Origin of the sequence: Arthrobacter sp. NPDC093139, assembly GCF_044754165.1 — a bacterium.
Classification (GTDB): domain Bacteria; phylum Actinomycetota; class Actinomycetes; order Actinomycetales; family Micrococcaceae; genus Arthrobacter.
Genome location: NZ_JBIVOO010000012.1, coordinates 58,922 through 81,052, shown reverse-complemented (window position 1 = coordinate 81,052; position 22,131 = coordinate 58,922). Strand labels below are relative to the sequence as shown.

The window sequence follows — 22,131 nt, the reverse complement described above, 5'->3', positions numbered from 1 at the left end:
CACGACCGCGGGACCTCATCCGTGCACGCGGCTCACGCCTCCAACAGCCTCCGTCGGTGTTTCAGTTCCTTGACCCACGCTCTGGTGACCATGTCCGGGAAAGGCGAGCCGCCGCCGTCGTGCGTTGACGCAAAAGCCGCGCCCGCTTCCAGGTCCGCGAGCAGCGGGCCCGCCGCTTTCAGCGCAAGCTCCACCACCTGCATTGCCGCGCGTTCCGTCAAGCCCAGGCCGGTGGCCCAGCCCAGGAAGTGCTTCCGCGAGATGCCGGTGCGCTTGCCGCCGAGCGTCAGCGCGAGGGTCTTGTCGCCGTAGACGACGGTGGAGGGGATGTCATACACCGGTGCGATGGACCACTCCCCGTGTGGCTGCTGCACCATGGACACGTTCTTCGCGTGCAGGTCCCCGTTGCCGCTCAGCCACGCGAAGGCGGCCTGGATGGCCAGGTTCCGCAGGGCGGGCAGGGGTGCGGCGCAGTACTCGGCGAGCGCGTGGCAGACCGTTCCGAAACCCACGTTGTACTTGTCCGCCGGATAGAGCTTCAGCACCTGCGCCCCGTCCTCGACGGCGAGCCGGGCCACATGGTCAGCGCTGCCCGCGGTGCTGTCCCCCAGCGGGACCCTGTCAAACCGCTCCACGAGCAGCCCCGGCCGGCCCGCGACGTCCCGCATCAGTTGCACCCGGCTCAGCGGAATCCGCAGCTTCGCCGCATAGCGGAACATGATGAGTTCGTTTTCCACCACGTGCGGGAATTCGGGCGCATTGAGCTTAAGGATGAACCGCCGGCCGGCGCTGGCCACCGGCATGGAGATCATCCCGGCTGACAGCTTGTCCTGCACGCCCGCGAGCGCCACGGGATCGATCAGGCCAGAGTCCCCCAGCAGCTCATCGAAGTCCACCGGCTTCCGCGGGTCCACCTCGACAGCGTGCTCCTCGACATCCAGCGGCTCGCCGTGCCCCACGATCTGCACGTCACCCACCGGGTTGCCGCCCGCGGCGATCAGCAGGGAGAGGTCGTCGTCCGCGCTGGTTTTGATCGACCTCCGCAGGGCGTTCAGCCGCCGGCCCTCGGGCAGCAGCCCGGTGAAGTACGGCGGGGCGGCCCCTGCCGCGGACAGCACCGGTTCCGCCGTGAGCGGCAGCGAACTCGCGACGGCGGGACCACCGTTCTGCAGGTATGCGGGCAAATAGCTGAATTTGGTCCCGCCGTCGTGCCGTTCCAGCCGCGCCGCGAGGACGCCCCGCTTATAGATGTCCGCGATGCGGTGCCTCATGGCCGCCCGTCCCCTTCCGCGGCTGCCGCGTCGGCCGGAACGTGCGACGGCGGCTGGCTCACGAGTGCGCGGGCCGCTTCCCTCGCCCGTGTGGCGAGCCGCAGCTCCAGGCCCAGCGTCTCCAGCACCGCGAGGAGTGAGTCCAGCTGCACACTCGGTTTGCCCTGCTCCACGAAACGCACAAAGCGCTCGGACACGCCGGCCATGGCGGCGAGATCCTGCTGGCTCAGCCGGAGGGCAGCACGGCGGGCGCGGACTGCCGCCGCAAGCATTGCTGGAAAATTATCAGCCAAGTGGAAGCCCCTTATAGGCACGTTCGTACCGATCCCGGATATTTTCCAGCTTAAACCCGCTTTGCAGATATGGAAAGCGGCAAAGCGGCACGAACGTTCCGGTGTGCGCGGAACCACGTCCGGGATTCACCGCTCATCCTTTCGACTGGCGCTTCAACATACAGGCCCGGGGTTGACACCAAGTGTGACCAGTGCCATATTTTAAGCGTGAACCTGTCAGACAGCCGGACAGCCGGACAGCAAAGTGGAGGAACTCCCGCACCGCTGGCCCGCCTCAGCGCCGCGGAAGCCGTGTTTAACGCCATCCGTGCCGACATCGAAACCGGCAAGGTGGCCGTTGGCGCCAAGCTCAGTTCCGAGGCTGCCCTCGCGCAGCAGTACGGTGTCAGCCGATCCGTGATCCGTGAGGCCCTCCGTTCCTGCACTGCCCTGGGCCTGACGGTGACGCGCACCGGGCGGGGCACGTTCGTCGTCGCGGACCACGTGGCCAACGACCTCGTCCTCGGCCAGTTCTCGGCCCGCGACCTCAACGAGGCGCGGCCGCACATCGAAGTCCCCGCCGCCGGACTCGCCGCCGAACGCCGGACCGCAGAGGACCTGGAGGTCCTCCGCTCCATGGTGGCGTCCATGGCCGGGGAAACCGATCCCGAAGCCTGGGTGGCGCTCGATTCCGGCTTCCACGCCGCCATCGCCCGCGCCAGCGGCAACAAGGTCTTCGAAAGCGTCGTGGCGGACATCCGCGACGCCCTGACCCACCAGTCTGAAACCCTGAACCTGGTCACAGACCGCCAGCACGCCTCCGACATCGAACACCAGCGGATCCTCGACGCCATCGAAGCCGGCTCGGCAACGGACGCCAGCGCCGCCATGAGCGCCCACCTGCTCGCCGTCGGCGAGGCCCTCGACTCCATCCTCAATCAATAACCGCCAGCAGTAATCCACCACCCCAAGGACTCCATGCCCTCCCCCGCCATGCCGGCAAGCCCTTCGTTCACCGCGCCTGCTGCAGCGGCGCCTGCCTCAGCAGCCGTTGCACAGGCTCTACCGCGCCACGAACCGCTTGCCTTCCAGACCCGCGACGGCCTCGTGGAAAGCATCCACTACGGCTCGCTGATCGCCACCGCACCGGACGGCAGCACCCTGCTCTCCGTCGGTGAGCCGCAGGCCGCGTTCTATCCGCGGTCCTCGCTCAAGCCGCTGCAGGCAGTGGCCTTGGTCCGGGCAGGGCTCGACATCCCGGCTGACCTTTTGGCCCTCACCGCCGCAAGCCACTCTGGAGCCGCGGAGCACCGGAACGGCACAACCCGGATCCTGGACATGCACGGGCTTACCGCCGCTGCACTCGAAAACAGCGCCGACCTGCCCTACGGCGTGGCCGAACGCGAAGAGTGGGTGCGAGAGGGAGGCCGGGCCACCCAGATCACGCAGAACTGCTCGGGAAAGCACGCCGCCATGGCCGCCACGTGCGTCATCAACGGCTGGCCGGTACGGGGCTACCTGGACCCGTCCCACCCCTTGCAGCAGCTCGTCAGGGAAACCGTGGCCGAGCTGACCGGCGAGCAGCCGTCCGGCATCAGCACCGACGGCTGCGGCACCCCGCTCTTCGCGCTGTCACTCCAGGGGATGGCCCGCGCCTTCGGCCGGCTCGCCGCCGCAGGACTCCCGGACGGCGCCTCCGACGGCGGGACGGCCTCCGCAGGTCCGGAAGCCGCCGTCGCGCATGCCATGCGGCGCCACCCGGAGATGGTGGCAGGCGTTGGCCGCGACGTCACCGAGCTCATGCGCCTCATGCCGGGCCTGCTGGCAAAGGACGGTTTTGAGGGCATCCAGGCCGTGGGACTGCCGGACGGCCGTGCCATCGTCATCAAGATTTCCGACGGCGGCGACCGCGCCCGCATGCCGGTCACCGTCCGCGCCCTGGAAGCGCTCGACGTCGACACCGTACCGCTCGCCGGCATCGCCACCGGCCCCGTCCTCGGCGGCGGCAGGCCCGTGGGCCTGCTCCAAGCCGTTGATTTCCTCTCTTCTCTCCCTGCCAACGACTCTGTCCCTGCCAACGATGCCAACTAAGGACTGCACATGACCGAAACCCTGCCCCTGCCGGAGGCACAAGACCTGCACGTCCGGTCCGAGCATGACCTGCTCGGTGACCGCGACGTCCCCGCGGGCGCCTACTGGGGTGTCCACACGCTCCGCGCGGTGGAGAACTTCCCCATCACAGGTCAGCCGCTCTCCACCAACATGCACCTGGTCCGCGGCCTGGCCGCGGTCAAACTCGCCGCCGCCCGCACCAACCTGGAACTCGGCCTCCTCGACGCCGAACGCGCCGCCGCCATCGAACAGGCCTGCCAGGACATCCTGGACGGCCGCCTCCACGAGCAGTTCGTGGTGGACGTCATCCAAGGCGGCGCGGGGACGTCCTCGAACATGAACGCCAACGAGGTCATCGCCAACCGGGCCCTGGAAATCCTGGGACACGCCAAGGGCGACTACGCCCGGCTGCACCCCAACGACCACGTCAACCTGTCCCAGTCCACCAACGACGTCTACCCCACCGCCATAAAGCTCGGCACCATCTTCGCCGTCAAAGAGCTCCTGGCCGCACTGGAAGTCCTCGAAAACGCCTTCGCCGAGAAGGCCCTGGAATTCCGCACTGTCGTGAAAATGGGCCGCACCCAGCTCCAGGACGCCGTGCCCATGACCCTGGGCCAGGAATTCGGCACCTACGCCATCACCATCGGCGAAGACCGGCTGCGCCTGGCCGAAGCGGACCTGCTCATCCACGAAATCAATCTCGGCGCCACCGCCATCGGCACCGGCCTGAACGCCGCTCCCGGCTACGCCGAGGCCGCCTGCCGGCACCTGGCCGAGATCACCGGGCTGCCCCTGGTGACCGCCGTCGACCTCATCGAAGCGACCCAGGACGTCGGCGCGTTCGTCCACCTCTCCGGCGTGCTGAAGCGCGTTGCCGTCAAGCTCTCCAAGATCTGCAACGACCTCCGGCTGCTCTCCTCCGGTCCCCGTGCCGGCCTCGGCGAGATCAACCTGCCCGCCGTGCAGTCGGGATCCTCCATCATGCCCGGCAAGATCAACCCGGTGATCCCGGAAGTGGTCAGCCAAGTGGCCTATGAAGTCATCGGCAACGACGTCACCATCACCATGGCCGCCGAAGCCGGGCAGCTCCAGCTCAACGCCTTCGAACCCATCATCGTGCACAGCCTGCACAAGAGCATCTCGCACCTCGAAGCCGCCGCCCGCACCCTCACCACACGCTGCGTCCGCGGCATCACCGCCAACACCGAACACCTGCGCCTCACCGTGGAACAATCCATCGGCCTGGTCACGGCCTTGAACCCCCGCCTGGGCTACGCCACCGCCACCGCCATCGCCCAGGAAGCACTCGCCACCGGCAAGGGCGTCGCCGAGCTCGTCCTCGAACACGGCCTCCTCACCGCCGGGCAACTCCAGGAACTCCTCAGTCCCGAACGCCTGGCCAACCTCAGCAAGTAACTACCACCGCCCCCAAACCGGAAACCGGAAACCAAAGGATCCCCCATGCCCAACCCCCAACAGGGCGCCGCTACCGAAGCGGCCATCACGGACCACACCGTCCCGGCCCAAGCCCACGCCACCGAATCGCTCCTTCACGCGGAGGACAAGGGCTACCACAAGAGCCTCAAGCCGCGGCAGATCCAGATGATCGCCATCGGCGGCGCCATCGGTACCGGTCTGTTCCTCGGCGCCGGTGGCCGGCTCAACGCCGCGGGACCTTCGCTCGTGATCGCCTACGCGGTCTGCGGGTTCTTCGCCTTCCTCATCCTGCGAGCCCTGGGCGAACTCGTCCTGCACCGCCCCTCCTCGGGGTCGTTCGTCTCCTACGCCCGTGAGTTCTACGGCGAGAAGGCCGCATTCATCTCGGGCTGGTTCTACTGGATCAACTGGGCCACCACCACCATCGTGGACATCACCGCCGCGGCCCTGTACATGAACTTCTTCGGCAACTACGTCCCCTGGATGGCCGCCGTGCCGCAGTGGGCCTGGGCGCTGATCGCGCTGGTTGTTGTGCTGTGCCTGAACCTCGTTTCGGTCAAGGTCTTCGGCGAGATGGAGTTCTGGTTCGCGCTTATCAAGGTCGCAGCCCTGGTCGCATTCCTCCTCGTCGGCACCTACTTCGTCATCTTCGGCACCCCGGTCGCCGGGCAGGAAGTCGGATTCAGCCTCATCGCCGACAACGGCGGCATCTTCCCGAACGGGCTGCTGCCGATGATCATCCTTATGCAGGGCGTCCTGTTCGCCTACGCCTCCATCGAGCTCGTGGGCACCGCCGCCGGCGAGACCGAGAACCCTGAGAAGATCATGCCCAAGGCCATCAACTCCGTGGTCTTCCGCATCGCCGTCTTTTACGTCGGCTCCGTCATCCTGCTGGCGCTGCTCCTGCCCTTCACCTCCTACGAAAAGGGCGTCAGCCCCTTCGTGACGTTCTTCGGTTCCATCGGTATCCAGGGCGTGGACGTCATCATGAACCTCGTCGTCCTCACCGCGGCCCTGTCCTCCCTGAACGCCGGCCTCTACTCCACCGGCCGGATCCTGCGCTCCATGTCCGTCGCCGGCTCCGCCCCGAAGTTCGCCCAGCGCATGAACAAGGCCGGCGTCCCCTACGGCGGCATCGCCATCACCGCCGGAGTATCCCTGCTGGGCGTCCCGCTGAACTACCTCGTCCCCTCCCAGGCCTTCGAGATCGTCCTGAACGTCGCCTCCGTGGGCATCATCGTCACCTGGGCCACCATCGTGCTGTGCCAGATGCAGCTCAAGCGCTGGGCGGACAAGGGCTGGCTGAAGCGCCCCTCCTTCCGGATGTTCGGCGCCCCCTACACCGGCTACCTCTCCCTGCTGTTCCTCATCGGCGTGCTGGTCATGGTCTTCATCGACTCGCCGCTGACCCTGCTGGTCACGCTCGTGGCCTGCGGGCTGATGGTGGGCGGCTGGTACGCCTGCCGGAAACAGATCCACGAGATCGCCGAAACCCGCGACGGCTTCACCGGCATGTCCCCGGTGGTCGCCAACCGTCCGGGGTCAGGAGCGGCTGACCGCATCTGACCCCTCCGGCTAAGCGCGAACGGGTTTTTGATCGCGGCGGCGGCACGTGCGGTTCTGTTTTCACGGAACCGCACGTGCCGCCGTCGTTCTGCTCTTAAGTGGGCACCACATCCTCTTGACGGGGGCAGGGCACAGGTCTACCGTCAGCCCCATCCCGGGTATTCATCGTCGAACCAAATTAGGGAGCGTCATCATGCCGGAATTCATGGATATCCACCGCAACATGGCGGGACTGACCCAGGAAGCCCTCAAACAAGCACACGAGGCCGACCTCGCCATTCAGAGCGAGGAAGACGTGGTGTTCAAGAATGCCTGGGCCGACCCCGACTCCGGGCTTGTCTACTGCCTCTCCGAGGCGCCTTCCGCGGATGCCGTGAAGCGCATTCATGAGCGCGCAGGCCATCCCGCAGACGAGGTCCACCCCGTTCCCCTGAAAGTCTGAAACCGCCAGGCCAGGGCATTTCTGCACCGGTTTCGGCCGCCCAAAGTGGCACCGGCCCCGCCAATCAGGGCCGGTGCCTCAATGCAGGCCGGCAAAGTGGAGCAGAACGGCGGGCTGTCCCGGGAAGGACCGGTTTATGGACGTTGTTGTCATCGAGACCCCGCAACTCGGGGACCGCAGCTACCTGGTCCACGACGGACACGTGGCCCTGGTGATTGACGCCCAGCGCGATACGGACCGCATCGAGGAAGCCGCCCGCGCAGCCCGAGTGCGCATCACCCACGTCGCCGAAACCCACATCCACAACGACTACCTCACGGGTGGCCTGACCCTTGCCCGCGCCCACGGTGCCACCTACCTGGTCAACGCTGCGGACGCAGTCGGTTTCGAGCGGGAGCCCATCACTGACGGCCAGACGGTGCCGATCGGCCGGCTGTCACTGCGCGCCGTAAGCACCCCCGGGCACACGCACACCCACCTGTCCTACATCGTCACCTCGGAGGACGGGGAGCAGGCGGTATTCTCGGGCGGCAGCCTGCTGTACGGCTCAGTGGGGCGGACCGATCTGCTCGGTCCGGCAGACACCGATGAACTGACGAGGGACCAGTACGCCTCGGTCCGCAGACTGGCCGATGAGGCGGGTCCCGCGGCTGCGCTGTATCCCACGCACGGCTTCGGATCGTTCTGCTCGGTGGGGCCGTCCACTTCCGCCAAATCATCGACCATCGGCGAGCAGCTCACCACGAACCACGCACTCACTGACCCTGATCCCGAGCACTTCGTCGCCGAACTCCTGGACAATCTTGCGGCCTACCCCTCGTATTACGCGCACATGGCTCCGATAAACCTCACTGGTCCGCCAGCCGCGCCCCTGGGCCTGCCGGAGCCGCCGGATGCCGACGAGCTGACCCGCCGGCTGGCCAACGGCGAATGGGTGGTGGACCTGCGCCGCCGCAGGGCCTTCGCGAGCAATCACCTGAAGGCCGCCGTGTGCTTCGAATATGGCTCAGGATCCATGTTCAGCTCCTACCTGGGCTGGGTCATCCCCTGGGGCGAGAAGCTGACGCTGGTGGGCAGCCGGGACGACCTGCAGAACGCCGTCCGTGACCTCTCCCGCATCGGCATCGACCGGCCGGATGCCGCCGTCGGAACAGAGCCCGCAGCGCTGGCTCCGAACGCCCCGGTGGCCTCCTACCCGCGGGTCGACTGGGCCGCGGTCGTCCTTGACAAGCCGGCCGGCGACCCCGTCCTCGATGTGCGGCGGGCCGATGAGTTCGCCGAGTCCCACGTGGCAGGTGCGGTGAACGTGCCGCTGCACGAACTGCTGGGCCGGCTCGGCGAACTCCCGGAGGGCCGGATCTGGGTGCACTGCGCCTCGGGATACCGTGCGGGGGTAGCCGCCAGCCTCCTGCAGCGGGCCGGCCGGGATGTGGTGCAGATCGATGCCCGGTTCCGCGAGGCCGCCCCCGCCGGCGTGCAGGTGCTGGGGCCGTCCGGCTAGGGCGCAGGAGAATCCTCGTTTCAAAGGAGAACACGATGGACGCGGAAGGAAAAGTAGTCGTCGGCGTCGACGGTTCGGAATCGTCGGTGCAGGCGCTCCGGCTCGCGGCCCGGCTGGCACCCGCCCTGGAAGCCCGGATCCACGTTGTCGCCTGCTGGGACTTCCCGCAGATGTACGCCGGCTACATTCCCCCGGACTTTGCGGCGTTCGAGGAGTCCGCCGCGAAGACCCTGGCCGAGACCATCGCCAAAGCCTTCGGGCCGGCTGGGCAAGATGCACCGGAGGGACTGAGCCAGGAGCTGGTCCGCGGGCCGGCAGCTGCCAAACTCGTGGACGCCGGAGCCGGTGCGGCGATGCTGGTGGTGGGGCGCCGCGGCCATGGCGGGTTCCTCGGCATGCACCTGGGATCCGTGAGCTCGGCCTGCGTTTCGCACGCTGACTGCCCGGTCCTGGTGGTCCACACGGACGGCAGCCACCGCACGCACCATCTCCGGAAGGGCGCCAAGGGCCAGGACCCGTCCCAGCCGTAGATCCGGTCCTTCCCCCGGCGTAACAACGCACCCGCAACCCCATGCGCGGGCGCAATCACCTATGCTCAGCAGAGCACCTGAGCCCAGGCTCAACGACGAACCCATACAGGAGCAATGTCATGACCAACTGGCGGATCAGGGACTTTCACACCGCGGACCTGGACGGCATCCTGCATCTGTGGGAGTCCCTCAAGGCCACGAATGTTGAGCCCGTTTACGCGCTCTCCGAAGTGCTCGCGTCGTGCGAAAAGGACCATGCAGTGGTGGCGGTGCAGGGCGACCTGGTGGTCGGTGCCGCCGTCGGCCGTGCCGCCCATGACCAGGGCTGGATCGTCTTCCTGGCCACCCTCCCGGAGTACCGGGGCCGCGGGATCGGCACCTCCCTGCTGGCCGCCGTCGAAAACCGGATGGCCCCGCACGGGCTGAACAAGCTCTCGGCGCTCATGCCGGAATCCGAAACCCGGGTGGAGGCCTTCCTGAGCCAGGGCTTCCTGCTGAAGAAGAACCTGCGCTACTTCGAGCGGACCATTCCGGTCCAGCGCCAGGAGCTCGAGCCGCTCAGCCTCCTCGGCGGCCGTGTCCTCGCCCGCGACCTGTGGGAGAACGTGGCCGGCATGCGCCGCGAGAAGGAGCTGCTGGAGCGCCGGCTGGTCCTCCCGCTGGCCGAGGCCGACCTTGCGGATGAATTCGGCGTGGTGCCGCCGCGCGCCGTCGTGCTCTTCGGTCCGCCGGGAACGGGCAAGACCACCTTCGCCAAGGCGATTGCCTCCCGCCTGGAGTGGCCGTTCGTGGAGGTGTTCCCCTCCCGGCTAGCCGCCGATCCCAAGGGCCTCGCCGGTGCGCTGCGCGAGACGTTCCTGGAAATCGCCGAGCTCGAGCATGCCGTGGTGTTCATCGACGAGGTGGAGGAGATCGCCTCCCAGCGCTCGGGTGAGCCGCCGTCCCCGCTGCAGGGCGTCACCAACGAACTCCTCAAGATCATTCCGGCCTTCCGCGAACAGCCCGGCCGCCTGCTGGTCTGCGCCACCAACTTCATCCGCGCCCTGGACTCGGCCTTCCTGCGCCACGGCCGCTTCGACTACGTCATTCCCATTGGGCTGCCCGATCGCCAGGCCCGCGAAGCCATGTGGCAGCGCTTCATCCCCGCCGCGGTGGTGGACGACGTCGACGTCGAACTGCTCGTGGACCGCACCGAGGGCTTCTCTCCCGCGGACATCGAGTTCGCGGCCCGCAGCGCCTCCCAGCGGGCGCTGGAAAAAGCGGTGTACGACGACGGTGGGCTGGCCTCAGGGGGCACCGTCTCCGTCCGCGAGGCCGTCCGGAAGGGTCCCGCCACGGAGGACTACCTCGACGCCATCGCCGACACCCGGACCACGGTGAGCAAGGAAGCCCACGAGCAGTTCCTCGAGGACATCGACGCCCTGGGCCGCGTGTAGCTGCCCGCCGTTTCGACGGTTCCCTGCCAGCTAGACGCGGGCTGACGTCGAGTGGGCACGGAACCGTCGAAACGGCGACAGGAAGGGGGAAACAGTGATCCTGTTCCTGACTGTTGTGAGCGGGCTGGCTTGGACCCTGGTGTACATCGAGGCCATACGGATCGGATTCAGGGACCGGAGTTATGCCATTCCGGCCGCGGCCCTGGCGCTGAACTTTGCCTGGGAGGTCATCTACGCCTCACGGTCCGCCGTTACAGGGCTTTCGGCGCAGGGGGTTTTCAACATCGCGTGGGCGCTGGCTGACGTCCTGGTCCTGTACACCTTCTTCAGGTTCGGCAGGTCCGAACTCCCGGTGTGGGTCACGCAGAAACTCTTCGTCGGCTGGGGCGTTCTGCTGGGCGTTGCGGCCTTCGCGGTGCAGGGGCTCTTCGTCGTGGAGTTCGGCTGGGACGACGCCGCCAAATACGCTGCCTTCCTGCAGAACCTGCTGATGTCGGGGCTGTTCATCGCCATGTTCGTGACCCGGGGCGGCGCGCGGGGACAGTCCCTGCTGATTGCGGGGGCGAAGTGGATAGGCACGCTCGCACCGACCATCGTCTTCGGCTGGTACGGGAACTCACCGCTGATCCTGGGCGTGGGTGCCCTCTGCAGCATCTTCGACCTCGCCTATATCGGCCTGCTGTGGAGGGCGCGGCGCTGGCGAATCCCTTAGTCCCGGCGTCCCGTCCAGCTCCTCCAGCAGCCACGGGTTGATCCGCTGCAGGATCTTCCGGACTTCCTCCTCGGGAACGGCGGCGTACAGCACGGGCCGGGCATCGGCATACCGGGTGGCCGGCGGCTTGTCCGGCCACTTCTCGGCCAAGGCCTGCACGCGCTCCGGGAGGGAGTTGTGCGCGTTGTCGGCGATCTTCACGAGAGTGGCGTCATGGTCCTGGGCGATAAACCGGATGCCGGCCTGATAGTCGTCGGGGTCGTCGTGCAGCCGCTTCGTGACGCGCTCGATGATCCGCACGGCCCGTTCGGAGACGCCCATGTCGAGCAGCGCCTGCCTGGTCATAGGGGTGTCCTCCGCGATGTCGTGGAGGTACCCGGCGATCCGGATGTCGTCGTCGAAGTCCTCCAGCGCATCCCCCACGGCCAGCACATGTTCGCGGTACGGGCGCTTGAGCTTGTCCTTTTGACGGTTATGCGCCACTTCTGCGAGGACCTTGGCAGTCTCTACGTTGAATCGTGCTTCCGGCAATCCTTGTTCTGGCATACCCTCAGCGTACCGACCGCCTCCAACTACACGCCCGGCCAGACCCAGGGCCCGCGCGGGAGGGCCGCAGGATCGAACGCGCCGAGTGCTGCCTCCAGGGAGTCTGCCGGAAGATCCAGCGAGTCCAGGATCATCCGCCGGACAGCATCTGCCGGCATGCCGACGGCGGCGAGATCGCGCAGCGTGACGGCCCCGTCCCGCTTGGCCAGCCGTGCGCCGTCGGCGTTCACCACGAGTGGCACATGGACATATTCCGGAACAGGCATATTAAGGAGTGATGCGAGGTAGGCCTGCCGGGGCGTCGATGGGAGCAGGTCATCACCCCTCACCACCTGGTCTATGCCCTGTTCGGCATCATCCACCACTACGGCCAGGTTGTACGCCGCCACACCGTCGTTGCGGCGCAGTACGAAGTCGTCCACCACTCCGGTAAACGTGCCGTGCATGGCGTCCTGCACCGTCCACTCCGAGGCGGAGGAGCGAAGGCGGACGGCAGCGGGCCGGACCGAGCGCCTGAACTCCACTTCCGCCGTCGAGAGCCTCCGGCAGGTTCCCGGATATGCGCCCTGGGGTGCATGTGGCGCCGACGGCGCTTCCTGGATTTCCCTGCGCGTGCAGAAACACTCGTAAGTCAGCCCTGCGGCGGCCAACCGGCCGATCGCGGCCGTGTACAGCGGCTCCCTGTCGGTTTGCCGTACGACGTCGCCGTCCCAGGACACGCCGACGGCGGCCAGGTCGCGGAGCTGCTGTTCCTCGGCCCCGGCGCGGGCACGGTCCAGGTCCTCGACGCGCAGCAGGAAACGCCGGCCGGTGGACCGCGCAAACAGCCACGCGAGCATCGCCGTCCGCAGGTTGCCCACGTGAAGTTCACCGGACGGGCTGGGGGCGAAGCGGCCGGCACTAGTCATGTCGTCCAGCCTATGCCGAACAGCACAAGAGCCCCTCAGCTACCGCGCTGTCCCGCGTACGCGGGGCTCGGTGGCTCAGGGGCTCTTGCCGTACCGGTTCCTGGCTGCGGAAGTGCGGCACTGCTTGCGGAGTGACGATGCGTGAACAAGTGTCAATCAGCGGCTGCTTCCTTGCGGGAAGCGTCGTCCAGGGGCCGGGTGGTGTGCCGGTAGGCCTGTGAGCCTGCGGGGGTTGGCGGTAGCCGCGCCCCTTGTTGCCACTATTTGAGCAGAAGTCCTACAGTAGGCGCAAAGGGCGGCGCTGAATGTGGTCAGACTGATCACTGGTGGTGCGCCATACCGACAGGGAGTGATCAGATTGCAGCAGCTGGATGCCACCGACCGGAGGATCCTCGCCGCGCTCGACGACGACCCCCGGGTCCCCATCATGGTGCTCGCCCAGCGCCTCGGCCTGGCCCGCGGCACCGTCCACTCGCGACTGGAACGGATGACTGAGTCAGGGGCGCTCCGTCCGAACAGCAGCCGCGTGCTTCCTGCCGCACTTGGCCGTGGCGTGGCGGCGGCAGTCAGCGCCGAGCTGGACCAGAGCCACCTCAACGAGGCCATCGCCGCCCTCCGGGACATCCCGGAAGTGCTGGAGTGCCATGCACCGGCCGGTGATACCGATTTGCTGATCCGCGTGGTGGCCACCAGCCCTGATGATCTCTACCGGGTGTCTGAAGAGATCCGGCTGTGCCCGGGGATCGTCCGGACATCCACGAGCATGTTCCTTCGGGAGGTCATTCCCTACCGAACCACCGGGCTGCTCGGCGGCTGACGGCGTGCCTCACGCGCCACGCCGGACCTGCGCAAATCATGAGTTAAAACTGCGGATATTCTGACGGCGGTCCTGCGGCGCCGACTGTAGCCTGATTCAGCACCTGCCGCCGAAGTCCGTCCCCCGGCAGCCGGTGCGCCCTCCATCCCAAGGTCTCAGCCAGGGTTCGGTCTCACTAAGGAACTCCATGCGCTCATTTTCCCGTTCAATCGCCGCAGCGACCGGGCTGCTGGTCTTCGCCGCCGGATTGGTCTCCCTTCCCGCGAGCCCCACGTTCGCTGCATCAACCGATCAAACGGCTGATCACGCCCACGATGCTCCGGCGACACAACTCGTGCCTGGCACCCCGCACGGGGAGCACATGTACGAATCAGCGCCGGGCGTCCCCATGGACACTCCGCCGACCGGAACGGCCCTCCAGGCAGAAGCCGGGGTCCTTGCTTCCGCGCCGATGACGGTGAAGCTCGTTACAGCGAAGCTCGCCGACAACAAGAACGCCGTCTCCATGACGGCGGCGGACCAGGCGATCGTAGCCACCAGCAACTACTGGAAGGCGATGTCCAACGGGCGCATCTCCATGACCGTCACGAGCCGCCTCGCGGGGCACCAGTCGGCTGCCACGTCCTCGATGTCCTACTACGACATGATCAACAAGATCACATCCGAGCTGAAGTGGACTTACGGCACCAACACCGCCCTCGTCGTCTTCGTTCCCACCGCCACCCTCTCCTACGGTGCACTGGGCGCCGGCTTCAGCAGCAACGGCAACAGCGGCCGCGTCCTGATGCCGCAGATCAACGCCACCTTCACCAAGAGCGTTCTCACCCACGAGTTCGGCCACGTGCTGGGTGCCATGCACGCGGACGCCCTGCAGTGCGGCAGCGGCGCCAACGACGTGGCGACCACCAGCACCGGCCAGTTCAAGGACTCCAGCTGCTACATCCGTGAATACGGCGACACCACCGACCTGATGGGTGCGTCCCGGTACAGCATGCCCGTGGTCAGTTCCCCCTTCTGGGACTCCCGCGGACTCGGCCGGGGCGATGAGGTCCGCGACTTGGGAATTGCGACAGGCATCAAGAGCTACACGCTGCGGCCGTGGGGCGGCACACTCGCGAACCGGGCCCTCAAGTTCACCGACCCCGTGAGCCGTGAGACCTATTACCTCGAGCTGCGGCAACCGGTGGGCTACGACAGCTACCTGAGCAGTGACTACGCCGGCAACCGGGGCGTGAAGATCGTGCAGCGCGGCGGAGCGACCCCAGTCTCATCCCTGACGCTCATGCCGTCCACCATTCCCTTCAGCGGCTACTACAGCACGAACCACGCCTGGCAGGCCGGACGCACGTTCACCACGCACGCCGGAACCACGGTTACGATCAACACCGTCACTGCCGACTACGCCACCGTGACCATCAACGCCGATCCCGCGCTGCGGGCAAAGATCCAGTTCTCCGCCGGTGACTTCAACGGCGACGGGCGTGCTGACGTGCTTTCCCGCGAGTCGGACGGTTCCCTTATGCTGCTCGCCGGCCAGGCCGGAAACAAGCTCGCGGCACCCGTCCGGTTCGCTGGCGGCTGGAACATCTTCAACACGGTGGTCGGCGACGTCGACTTCACCGGGGACGGATTCCCTGACATCTTCGGCCGCACGTCGGCGGGCGAATTTTGGCTGTACCCGGGCAACGGCAAGGGCGGATTCCTTCCCCGCATCCGCATCGGGGGCGGCTGGCAGATTTTCCAGCGCCTCGTCACCCCCGGCGACGTGACCGGCGACGGCAAGGCAGATCTGGCCGGCATCAAATTCGATGGAACGCTCTGGGTGTATCCCGGCAACGGCAAGGACGGCTTCCTGCTCCCCAGCAATGTGGGCGCCGGATGGGGTACCTTCAATGCCGTCGCTCCGGCCAGCGGGTTCAGTGGCACCGGCGGCGGGCTGTTCGCACGCAGCCAGACCGGATCGCTCTTCTTCTACCCGGCAAACGGTGCCGGCGGATTCCTCGCACCCACCAGCCTGGGCGGCGGCTGGGGTTCGTTCAAGGACCTCATCGGCGGACACGACTTCACCGGGGACGGGCAAAGGGACCTGCTGGTCACCACCGCAACGGGTCCGGCCGCGCTCTACCCCGGAAACGAAACCGGCCGCTTCGCCACCCGGGTCACGGTTCCCGGCACGGACTGGGACGAGTTCCGCCAGGTCTGGGAAGCCGGCGACGCCACGGGTGACGGCCGCGCGGACATCTTCGCGCTCACAGCGCAGGGAACGCTGTGGCTCCACCCCGGTAACGGCTCCGGCGCTTTCCAGGCTGCCCGGCAGCTCAACTCCGGATGGCAGACCTATGACCAGATCTTCAGCGCCGGCAACTTCGACGGAGCCGGCGGCCTGGACCTGATAGCGCGGGATGCGGCCGGCGTGCTCTGGGTCTACCCCACCGACGGGAGGGGAACCATGCTGCCGAGAAAGCTCCTGGGCAGGTCCCTGACCGGCTTCAGCCGCTTCCTGTCTCCAGGGGATTTCACCGGCGATGGAAAGAGCGACCTCTTTGCCCAGTCACCGGACGGCCAGCTCTGGCTTTACCCCGGCAACGGTGCGGGTGGCCTGCAGCCGCGCAAGGCGCTCGGATACGGATGGAACGCCTTCGACCAGATTGTCAGCGCCGACGACTTCACAGGAGACGGCAGGAACGACATCATGGCCCGCACTCCGGCCGGCGCGCTGTGGCTCTATCCAGGAAACGGCGGAGGCGGCTTCCTCCCGAGGAAGCAGCTGGGCAGCGCCTGGAACATCTACAAGTCCATAGCAAACGTGGGCCGGTTCGCCGGGACCGCCAGCCCTGGCCTCATCGCGACGGCGCCGGACGGCCAGTTGTGGCTATACGCGGGCAACAGGCAGGGCGGCTTCCAGGCGTCCGTCCTGAACCCCCGCTAGACCGATCGCCCAACAAACACCACAACGGCAGGCCGCGGAAGATCCCCTTCCGCGGCCTGCCGCGTTTAACCTGCCGTGTTCAAGCTATACCGGTGGACCGGCATTGGACTTGAGGTTCTTCATCACCAGTGTGGACGTGAGCCGCTCGACGCCGGGAAGCACCGTAAGTTCACTGTCGTAGAACCGCTGATAGGAGGGCAGGTCTTCCGCTATCACCTTGAGCAGGTAGTCCGGCGAGCCGAACAGCCGCTGGGCCTCCACGATGTTGGGGTTGTCGGCAACCCGGTTCTCAAAGATCTCCATGGTGGGCTGGTCCACCTGCCGCAGTGTCACGAAGACGATGGCCTCGAACCCCAGCCCAACGGCGGACGGGTCGATGTCCGCCTTGTATCCGCGGATTACCCCTGACGCCTCCAAGTCACGGAGCCGGCGGTGGCATGGCGCCACGGTCAGTCCCACCTTTGCGGCGAGCGCCGTGGCGGTCATCCGGCCATCCTCCTTGAGGTGGCGCAAAATATTTCTGTCGATGTGGTCAATCACGCAAAGATCTTACCCGTGCGGCAGGAGCCTGCGCGAAATCAGGGAACACTTATGGCGGCAAATTTCCTAGGCTTTTCGCATCACCCGTCGACGAGGAGCCCCGCCATGAATCCTGAGCTTTTCCTAGCCTTCGTGGTGGTCGCCGCCGCTTTGGCCTGTACCCCCGGTGTGGACTGGGCCTACACCATTGCGGCAGGGCTCGGACGCCGCAGCTTCGTGCCTGCGGTGGCGGGCCTGTGCAGCGGTTACGTGCTGCACACGGTTTTCATGGTGGCTGGCCTGGCAGCCCTGCTGGCGGCCCTGCCGGGGCTCCTCGGATGGATCACGGTCGCCGGGGCCGGCTACCTGCTGTGGCTGGGAAGCGTAACCATCCGGTCCTGGCGGAGTGCGAGCTTCACTATCGCCGGTGCAGCGGATAATTCCGGCACAAACCAGCTCCGGTCGTTCTTCCAGGGGATGGGGACCAGCGGCATCAATCCCAAAGGCCTGCTGTTCTTCATTGCCCTCGTGCCCCAGTTCGTCAGTGCCGAGGCGCCGCTGCCCGTGCCGGTGCAGTCGGGGCTGCTTGGCCTGACGTTCGTGCTGCTGGCCGCCGTCGTCTACACCGCCGTGGCCCTGCTGTCCCGGAGGCTGCTCCAGTCCCGGCCGGGCGCCGCCCGCCGGGTGACACTGGCGAGCGGCATCATCATGGTGTGCCTCGGCGCCGCGCTCCTCTTCGAGCAGCTGGCGCCCCTCTTCGTCGGGCTCGCCTAACAGCAAGCAGCCTCACGTCTTGCGTTCCATGAACCACTCAGTGAAGGCATTCGCCCGCCCGTCCGGAGCCAGCCGGATGACCCAGAGGTTTTCGTAGCTGGGCCGGTCGTCCAGGTAGGTGGTGCGTCCCTGGACGAAGGCGAGGTCGCCGTCGGATCCGAGCACGGACCACTCGAACCTCCAGTCCTCGGGTTCGTCGGCTGAGGCGATCCACCGGTCCACGATCTCCTCACGGCCGCGCCAGGCGTCCGGGTCGTACGGGCGGGTTGCGTAGACGGCGTCCTCGGTGAAAAGCGCCCGGATATCGTCCGGCGCATTCGTTTCCCACGCTGCGATGTACTTTTCCATCCATTGCCTGATTGCGTCAGTCATTTGTCCGTTGTACCCCCGGGCCAACGCGCCCACAAGAGCCACGGGGTGGAGCCTGGCAGCGACGGCGGCGTCAGTCGCCGTCCAGCTCCTTCCACTCCTGTTCCCAAAGCCTGCGCGCCTCCACGTCCTTGCGGATGACCTCGAAGGTTTCCAGCTCTGCGCGCCGCCGCCGCCAGTCCCGTGGGTTCAGGGATTTCCGGCCGTTGTCCAGCACAAGCAGGGCGCGGTCCGTGATGGCGTCGTTGCGCAGCGCCAAATTGGTTTTCCGCCGCCGCAGGACTTCCTTCAGCGCCCGCTGCGCGTGCTCATGGGCGCCGAGCCGGCGGAGGGAGCGACCCCGGAGCAGCAGCAGGGCCGCGGAGAGGTCGTCGGCGTTGAGCAGACCTTCGGTCCAAACAACCACCTCCTGGTCGCGCCCGAGAGTGTAGGCCAGCGCGCACCTCGCAAGGGCGGTTGGCAGCGACGGCGGAAGCATGGTCAGCGCTTCAAGCGCGGCTTCAGTCTGGCCCGTCTCGCGCAGGGACTGCGACAGTGCGAGGAACACGGACTCCTCACTGAACAGCACCGGAACCTCGATGCGCTCGGCGACCTCCACCCGGGTGACAACGCGCGTGAGGTAGCTGGCCGCGAACTGGTTCGCTTCGTCGTCGTTCCTGATGCTGAGGCCGCGCTGCAGCAGCTCCACCGCGCGCAGGTACCCGCCCTGCTTGTGCGCGAGCAGGCCGGCCATGACGTAGCACAGGCCGGCCCAGCCGGGGTACTCCCGGCCCACGGCGATCAACCGGTTCGGGTCGGTGTTATTGAAGATGGCGTCGTAGACCGCCTTGGCGGTTTTGCCGGGGAGGAGCTTCAGCCTGGGGACGCTGCCATCCACGCCGATCAGGGCGGCATCCCGGCCGCCCAGCACCCCATGGATCAGACCGCCGACGCCCTCGGCGATTTCCCGTACAGGTGTCCGGATCAGCCCGGCGCCAAACGGAGTGAGGTCACGGGTGTCACGGTAGATCGGTCCTGGAATCTGCCCGGCGCTCATTCTTCCATGCTAGTAGCCGCACGAATCTAGCCCGAAGCCGCACCAACCCACACGCCGATCACCCAGGTGCTGGCGGCAAGGCAGGCGAGGCCAAACTCCACGAGGATACCCAGTCCGGTGGCTTTGAGGGCGGCCCAGCTGGTTGTCAGGGCCGTGCCGAAGTTCCGCGTCCGGTGCACCTCGCTGAGCAGCAGCCCGGCGGCGAAGCCCACGAAGAGGCCCACCACGGGGATGAGGAACATGCCGGCGATCCCCAGTACGATGCCCGCCGCGACACTCCGGTTGGGAATTTTATGCTGTTTGAGTTTCCGCCCGGCCAGCACGGCACTGGCTGCCATCCCCGCCAGCACGAATATCATGCCGATGCCGAACACCACCCAGCCGATGGCCCCTTCGCCTCCCCAGATGGCCCAGGCCAGCAGGCCCAGTCCGATCAGGAAGCCGCCGGGCAGCACGGGGATAACGGTGCCGGCCACGCCCACAACGATGGCCAGGCCGCACAGGATGGTCACTATGGTCTGGGCGTTCATGCCCCCAGTCTAGGTCCCGGCAGTCTGGGGTCCGGGAGTCCAGGGTCCTGGAGCCCGGGGTCCGGCAGCGGGCGGCCTCACCGCTGCCTTGAGCTCCCCTCTCCCTTAAAGGACGACGACGGCGGCGCCGCCCGGCAAGGGGGCGGCACCGCCGTCGTGATCCTCAGTCAGATCCGCCGGTTCAGACGGCGTCTTCCGCTGCCGCGGCGGCGACGGCCGCCGTCACGGCCGGTGCCACCCGCGGGTCCAGGGGGCTGGGAACGATGTAGTCGGCGGACAGGTTCTCCTCTGCCAGTTCAGCAATGGCGCGGGCCGCGGCAAGCTTCATGGCCGGGGTGATGCGGCGGGCGCCGGCGTCGAGGGCTCCGCGGAAGATTCCGGGGAAGGCCAGGACGTTGTTGATCTGGTTGGGGAAATCGCTGCGTCCGGTGGCGACGACGGCGGCGTAGCGGGCGGCAACGTCCGGCAGGACTTCCGGGTCCGGGTTGGACAGCGCGAACACGATGGAGCTGTGGTTCATCAGCTTCAGGTGCTCCTCGTCCAGCTTGGAGGACGACACGCCGACGAAGACGTCTGCGCCGAGGAGGGCCTCGCCGGGTCCGCCCGTGATGCCGCGCGGGTTGCTGCGCTGCGCCATCTCGGCCTTCTTGCTGGTGGGATCGGCGGCGATGTCGGCGCGCTCGGCGCTGATGGCGCCGCGGGAGTCCAGCAGCACCACATCCTTGACCCCGGCCGTGAGGAGGATTTCCGCGACGGCGATGCCTGCGGCTCCGGCACCGGAAACCACCACGCGCAGGCCTTCGAGTTCGCGGCCGGTGACCTTGGCGGCTCCCGTCAGCGCGGCGAGGACCACGACGGCGGTGCCGTGCTGGTCATCGTGCATCACGGGACAGTCGAGGGCTTCAATGAGCTTTTCTTCGAGCTCGAAGCAGCGCGGGGCGGAGACGTCTTCGAGGTTGACGGCGCCGAAGCTGGGACGGAGCCGGACCAGCGTTTCCACGATCTCGTCCACGTCGGTGGTGTTCAGGACCAAGGGAATGGAGTCCAGCTCACCGAATGCCTTGAAGAGGGCGGACTTGCCCTCCATGACCGGAAGGGATGCGCTGGCGCCGATGTTGCCGAGGCCCAGAACGGCGGTGCCGTCGCTGACCACGGCAACCAGGCGCTGGGCCCAGGTGTGGGTCTTGGCAAGTTCGGGATCAGCGTGGATGGCACGGCTGACCTGGGCGACGCCGGGCGTGTAGGCGATCGAAAGGTCGCGCTTGTTGTCGAGCGGGACCGTGCTGGTGATGGAAAGCTTGCCGCCCTCGTGGGAGGCAAAGATTTCCTGCTCCGTCAGCGCCTCGGCCGCGGTGTTGTCGATGGGGGCAATCGTTTCAGTGGACACTTCGTTGTCTCCTTGGCTAGCCGTGGGCGCACGGCACAGTATGGCTCAAGCGTGGGAGGCTCAAGATGGTCAGGTGCGCGCTTCGCTGACGGGCCCACAAGGTGGCGGGGCCTGTCCGGAAGCCCGCGTGGTACGGGTTGCTAGCCACTCCGGTCCTGCAATGGTAAACAGCGCGGGACGCCGCTCTTGGCCAGATGAGGCCCGCGGGCGGGATTTGAACTTATCTTGTGCCCAAATTCACGCGATATGCCCCCATTTCGGAGCCAATGGTCTAGACCGGTTACGCAGTGTGGCGCATGGAGCGCGGGCGCGGAACCAGCAGCGCACAGGCGTTCTTCAGGTCTTCCTCCGCCTCGAAGAGCGACAGTCGGCGGCAGCGGACCGACTGGACTAGACCGGTAACGGTCAGCAGCAGCACCCTCGAGATGCCGGCGTCGCCGCTGGCGGAGGTCACGGCCCGCTCGGACAGGGTGTCGATTTCACGAAGCAGCGCGGTGGTGTCCCGGTCCTTGACGTATACACCCTTGCTGAGGCAGTGCTCCACGGCTGGCTGCATCACGCGCATGTGGAAAATCTCCATCACCACGCCGGACAGGGCATGGACGCGGACCGTCCCGGCGCCGGGCCAGCTGCCGACCTTGAGCTCGCTCAGCTGATGCCGGTAGAGCGCTAGCATGAGGTGCGTCGCCGACGGGAAGTAGCGGTACAGGGTGCTGAGGGGTACATCAGCCTTGGCGGCAACCTCGGGCAGCGTCACGGACTTGATTCCCTTGCGCGCGAAGCCCGCCGCAACGTCCAGGATGCGGGCATACCGGGCCTGCTGCCGGGGCAGGGAAGGAGGAGCGGCCATGGGCGGAAGATCTGGATTAAATTCAAGCATCATCAGTCCGGAGGTTGAGATTCCTGGCAGCCAGGAGAGTCCCCATCCCGATCCTGCCCGCAATTCGCCCCCAACTATACGGCACCATTTCCGGCCGCTGGCCGCCCGAGGCGGGAAGCACGCCAGCTCCTCTAGCCGGAGAGCAGGCCAGGCG

At 67.0% G+C, this 22,131-nt stretch carries 22 protein-coding genes; 12 read left to right on the top strand and 10 right to left on the bottom strand.

What is annotated here, in order from left to right; translation table 11 throughout:
- Positions 1–32 precede the first annotated feature (32 nt).
- Both ACIP90_RS16990 and ACIP90_RS16985 read right to left on the bottom strand, forming a co-directional pair.
- Positions 33–1,271, bottom strand: a complete 1,239-nt coding sequence (locus tag ACIP90_RS16990) for a type II toxin-antitoxin system HipA family toxin (RefSeq protein ID WP_400580734.1) — start codon at positions 1,269–1,271, stop codon at positions 33–35.
- The gene (locus ACIP90_RS16985; RefSeq protein WP_400580733.1) at positions 1,268–1,564 is read right to left on the bottom strand and encodes a type II toxin-antitoxin system Y4mF family antitoxin; all 297 of its coding nucleotides are present in this window, start codon (positions 1,562–1,564) and stop codon (positions 1,268–1,270) included. The genes ACIP90_RS16990 and ACIP90_RS16985 overlap by 4 nt, the downstream gene beginning before the upstream one ends.
- A 207-nt stretch (positions 1,565–1,771) precedes the next feature.
- On the opposite strand from ACIP90_RS16985, the gene ACIP90_RS16980 reads away from it, so the two are divergent.
- The 9 genes from ACIP90_RS16980 (at position 1,772) to ACIP90_RS16940 (ending at position 11,282) form a co-directional block, all read left to right on the top strand.
- Complete coding sequence (locus ACIP90_RS16980; protein WP_400580732.1) at positions 1,772–2,488, top strand: FadR/GntR family transcriptional regulator; 717 nt, start codon at positions 1,772–1,774, stop codon at positions 2,486–2,488.
- Positions 2,489–2,521: 33 nt separating this feature from the next.
- Positions 2,522–3,634 carry an asparaginase gene (locus ACIP90_RS16975; protein ID WP_400580731.1) on the top strand — a complete coding sequence of 371 codons (1,113 nt, stop codon included), beginning with the start codon at positions 2,522–2,524 and terminating at the stop codon, positions 3,632–3,634.
- Between the two features lie 9 nt (positions 3,635–3,643).
- The gene (locus ACIP90_RS16970; RefSeq protein WP_400580730.1) at positions 3,644–5,074 is read left to right on the top strand and encodes an aspartate ammonia-lyase; all 1,431 of its coding nucleotides are present in this window, start codon (positions 3,644–3,646) and stop codon (positions 5,072–5,074) included.
- 45 nt (positions 5,075–5,119) lie between these two features.
- Positions 5,120–6,661, top strand: a complete 1,542-nt coding sequence (locus tag ACIP90_RS16965; protein WP_400580729.1) for an amino acid permease — start codon at positions 5,120–5,122, stop codon at positions 6,659–6,661.
- Between the two features lie 193 nt (positions 6,662–6,854).
- Positions 6,855–7,103, top strand: coding sequence for an SCO4226 family nickel-binding protein (locus tag ACIP90_RS16960; RefSeq protein WP_400580728.1), 249 nt, complete (start codon positions 6,855–6,857; stop codon positions 7,101–7,103).
- Between the two features lie 136 nt (positions 7,104–7,239).
- A complete protein-coding gene (locus ACIP90_RS16955; protein ID WP_400580727.1) occupies positions 7,240–8,604 on the top strand; it encodes a rhodanese-like domain-containing protein in 1,365 nt (454 codons plus the stop codon).
- A 35-nt stretch (positions 8,605–8,639) separates the two neighbouring features.
- Entirely contained in the window at positions 8,640–9,134 is a 495-nt protein-coding gene (locus ACIP90_RS16950; RefSeq protein ID WP_400580726.1) for a universal stress protein, read from the top strand.
- A gap of 119 nt (positions 9,135–9,253) precedes the next feature.
- Positions 9,254–10,570 (top strand): ATP-binding protein, encoded by a 1,317-nt coding sequence (locus tag ACIP90_RS16945; RefSeq protein ID WP_400580725.1) that lies wholly within the window; start codon positions 9,254–9,256, stop codon positions 10,568–10,570.
- A gap of 94 nt (positions 10,571–10,664) precedes the next feature.
- Positions 10,665–11,282, top strand: a complete 618-nt coding sequence (locus tag ACIP90_RS16940) for a hypothetical protein (RefSeq protein ID WP_400580724.1) — start codon at positions 10,665–10,667, stop codon at positions 11,280–11,282.
- Here ACIP90_RS16940 and ACIP90_RS16935 read toward each other — a convergent pair.
- Positions 11,187–11,828 carry a phosphohydrolase gene (locus ACIP90_RS16935; protein ID WP_400580723.1) on the bottom strand — a complete coding sequence of 214 codons (642 nt, stop codon included), beginning with the start codon at positions 11,826–11,828 and terminating at the stop codon, positions 11,187–11,189. The two genes, ACIP90_RS16940 and ACIP90_RS16935, sit on opposite strands and share 96 nt — an antisense overlap.
- A 26-nt stretch (positions 11,829–11,854) precedes the next feature.
- Entirely contained in the window at positions 11,855–12,736 is an 882-nt protein-coding gene (gene gluQRS, locus ACIP90_RS16930; protein ID WP_400580722.1) for a tRNA glutamyl-Q(34) synthetase GluQRS, read from the bottom strand.
- 358 nt (positions 12,737–13,094) lie between these two features.
- Here gluQRS and ACIP90_RS16925 point away from each other — a divergent pair, with 358 nt between their 5' ends.
- Together ACIP90_RS16925 and ACIP90_RS16920 are read left to right on the top strand one after the other, a co-directional pair.
- Positions 13,095–13,553 (top strand): Lrp/AsnC family transcriptional regulator, encoded by a 459-nt coding sequence (locus tag ACIP90_RS16925; RefSeq protein WP_400580777.1) that lies wholly within the window; start codon positions 13,095–13,097, stop codon positions 13,551–13,553.
- A gap of 187 nt (positions 13,554–13,740) precedes the next feature.
- Positions 13,741–16,482, top strand: coding sequence for an FG-GAP-like repeat-containing protein (locus ACIP90_RS16920; RefSeq protein ID WP_400580721.1), 2,742 nt, complete (start codon positions 13,741–13,743; stop codon positions 16,480–16,482).
- Positions 16,483–16,566: 84 nt separating this feature from the next.
- Here ACIP90_RS16920 and ACIP90_RS16915 read toward each other — a convergent pair whose 3' ends face one another.
- Positions 16,567–17,022: an Lrp/AsnC family transcriptional regulator gene (locus tag ACIP90_RS16915; RefSeq protein WP_400580720.1), complete on the bottom strand. Its 456-nt coding sequence runs from the start codon at positions 17,020–17,022 to the stop codon at positions 16,567–16,569.
- 105 nt (positions 17,023–17,127) lie between these two features.
- Between ACIP90_RS16915 and ACIP90_RS16910 the strand changes: the two genes are divergently transcribed.
- Positions 17,128–17,775, top strand: coding sequence for a LysE family translocator (locus ACIP90_RS16910; protein ID WP_400580719.1), 648 nt, complete (start codon positions 17,128–17,130; stop codon positions 17,773–17,775).
- Between the two features lie 12 nt (positions 17,776–17,787).
- Here the strand turns inward: ACIP90_RS16910 and ACIP90_RS16905 are convergent, their stop codons facing one another.
- From ACIP90_RS16905 to ACIP90_RS16885, 5 genes are all read right to left on the bottom strand, one after another.
- A complete protein-coding gene (locus ACIP90_RS16905; protein ID WP_400580718.1) occupies positions 17,788–18,147 on the bottom strand; it encodes a nuclear transport factor 2 family protein in 360 nt (119 codons plus the stop codon).
- Between the two features lie 70 nt (positions 18,148–18,217).
- Positions 18,218–19,180 carry a hypothetical protein gene (locus tag ACIP90_RS16900; RefSeq protein ID WP_400580717.1) on the bottom strand — a complete coding sequence of 321 codons (963 nt, stop codon included), beginning with the start codon at positions 19,178–19,180 and terminating at the stop codon, positions 18,218–18,220.
- 26 nt (positions 19,181–19,206) lie between these two features.
- Positions 19,207–19,710, bottom strand: a complete 504-nt coding sequence (locus tag ACIP90_RS16895) for a DUF456 domain-containing protein (RefSeq protein WP_400580716.1) — start codon at positions 19,708–19,710, stop codon at positions 19,207–19,209.
- 181 nt (positions 19,711–19,891) lie between these two features.
- The gene (locus ACIP90_RS16890) at positions 19,892–21,097 is read right to left on the bottom strand and encodes an NADP-dependent malic enzyme (RefSeq protein WP_400580715.1); all 1,206 of its coding nucleotides are present in this window, start codon (positions 21,095–21,097) and stop codon (positions 19,892–19,894) included.
- 280 nt (positions 21,098–21,377) lie between these two features.
- On the bottom strand, positions 21,378–21,977 hold the full coding sequence (locus tag ACIP90_RS16885; RefSeq protein WP_400580776.1) for a TetR/AcrR family transcriptional regulator: 600 nt from the start codon (positions 21,975–21,977) through the stop codon (positions 21,378–21,380).
- Between the last annotated feature and the right edge of the window lie 154 nt (positions 21,978–22,131).